Source organism: Lysobacter enzymogenes (assembly GCF_017168095.1).
GTDB classification, from domain to species: domain Bacteria; phylum Pseudomonadota; class Gammaproteobacteria; order Xanthomonadales; family Xanthomonadaceae; genus Lysobacter; species Lysobacter enzymogenes_D.
Window position 1 is genome coordinate 1 of sequence record NZ_LXSD01000254.1, and the last position, 2,279, is coordinate 2,279.

Sequence of the window (2,279 nt, forward strand, 5' to 3'; positions counted from 1 at the left end):
GGCTGCGGACGCGCGGGCATCGGGCCGGCCCGATGCCTGTTCGCACCGAGCCCGCCAAGTCGGAGCGGCGAGCCCCGACTCACCCGGTCGGCCGCGACAACCGCCGCGGCCGCCGCCTCAGCCGTCCAGTTCGGCCCAGCGCGCGTAGGCGTGGTCGAGCTCGGCCTGGGTCTTGGCCAGTTCGGCGTTGTGGGCGTTGATCGCCGCGCTGTCGCGCTGGTAGAACGCCGGCTGGTTCATCTGCTCGCTCAGCTCGGCCAGATGCGTTTCCAGCGTTTCGATCCGCGCCGGCAACTGTTCCAGTTCGCGCGCGTCCTTGTAGCTGAGCTTGCGCTTGGCCGCCGCAGGCTCGGGCGCCGCCACCGGCGCCGCGGCGGGCGCCGCCGGCCTGGCCATCGCCGCGGCCGTGGACTTGGCCGGCGCGAACGCGGCCGGACGCTGGCGCAGCCAGTCGCTATAGCCGCCGACGTATTCGCCGACCTCGCCCTCGCCTTCCATCACCAGGGTCGAGGTGACCACGTTGTCGAGGAAATCGCGATCGTGGCTGACCAGCAGCAGCGTGCCGGGGTAATCGCCGAGCAGCTCTTCCAGCAGCTCCAGGGTTTCCACGTCCAGGTCGTTGGTCGGTTCGTCCATCACCAGCAGGTTCGACGGCTGCGCGAACAGCTTGGCCAGCAGCAGGCGGTTGCGCTCGCCGCCGGACAGGCGGGTGATCGGCGCGCGCGCGCGTTCCGGGGTGAACAGGAAATCCTGCAGGTAGCCGATGATGTGCTTGCTCTTGCCGCCGACCTCGACGTACTCGCGGCCCTCGGCGACGTTCTCGATCGCGTTCCAGTCCTCGCGCAGGGTCGCGCGGTACTGGTCGAAATAGGCGACCTGCAGGTTGCTGCCCAGGCGCACTTCGCCGGCCTTGGGCGCCAGTTCGCCCAGCAGCACCTTCAGCAGCGTGGTCTTGCCGCTGCCGTTGGGGCCGATCAGCCCGATGCGGTCGCCGCGGAACACGGTGCTGGAGAAATCGTGCAGCATCGGCCGGCCGCCGTAGTCGAACGCCACGTCCTTGGCCTCGATCACCTTGCGCCCGGACTGCTCGGACTGGGCGAACTCCATGCGCACGTTGCCGACCGTGTCGCGGCGCGCGGCGCGCTCGTTGCGCATCGCCTTGAGCCGGCGCACGCGGCCTTCGTCGCGGGTGCGGCGGGCCTTGATGCCCTGGCGGATCCACACCTCTTCCTGCGCCAGCAGCTTGTCGAAGCGCGCGTTCTCCTGCGCCTCGGCGTTGAGGCGCTCTTCGCGCCGGCGCAGGTAGTTGTCCCAGTCGCCGGGCCAGCTGGTGACGCGGCCGCGGTCGATCTCGACGATGCGGGTCGCCAGCGCGCGCAGGAAGCGGCGGTCGTGGGTGACGAACAGCAGCGCGCCGCTCCAGGACTTGAGGAATTGTTCGAGCCAGTCGATGGCTTCGATGTCGAGGTGGTTGGTCGGTTCGTCCAGCAACAGCAGGTCCGGCGCCGAGACCAGCGCGCGCGCCAGCAACACCCGCCGCTTCATGCCGCCGGACAGGCCGGCGAACTCGGCCTCGCCGTCCAGGCCGAGCCGGGTCAGGGTTTCCTCGACGCGCTGGTCCAGGCCCCAGCCCTGCGCGTCCTCGATCTTGGTCTGGACCTTGGCCACCGCGTCGGCGTCGTAATGCTCGGCATGGCTGAGGTGGTGGAATTCGGCCAGCCAGTGGCCGAGCTCGCCGAGGCCGTCGGCGACCACGTCGAACACGCTGCCGGCGGCGCCCGGCGGGACTTCCTGCTCCAGCCGGGCGACGCGCACGCCGCCTTCGCGGCGGATTTCGCCGTCGTCGGGCAGCAGTTCGCCGGCGAGCAGTTTCATGAGGGTGGACTTGCCCGCGCCGTTGCGGCCGATCAGGGCGATGCGCTCGCCCGGTTCGATGGCCAATTCGACGTTTTCGAGCAGCAGCGGGCCGCCGACGCTGTAGTCGGCGTTCTGTACGGTGATCAAAGGCATGCGCGCATTCTAGCCGGCGCGGCGGCCGCGCGCGCCGTCCGCGCCGCGATCGGGTGCGCGCCGGCAGCGGAAACCAGCGGCGCGGTCCGAGCCGGTGCCGGGCCAGGCCGCGCAGGGACAGCCCGGCCTCGCCGTGCGGGCGCGCGCTCAGGTCGTGCCAGGTCGCCGGATCCAGCCGTAGCGCGGGCTCGGCACCAAACCCCCTGTAGGAGCGGCGCGAGCCGCGACCGCGACAACGCGACTGCGACAAACCTTACGGCGTAGTTGCG

1 protein-coding gene is annotated in these 2,279 nt (G+C 71.0%); it reads right to left on the reverse strand.

Translation table 11 applies throughout. The features are described from left to right. Positions 1 to 117: 117 nt before the first annotated feature. Positions 118 to 2,010, reverse strand: a complete 1,893-nt coding sequence (locus A7A76_RS06985; RefSeq protein ID WP_206410513.1) for an ATP-binding cassette domain-containing protein — start codon at positions 2,008 to 2,010, stop codon at positions 118 to 120. Positions 2,011 to 2,279: the final 269 nt, after the last annotated feature.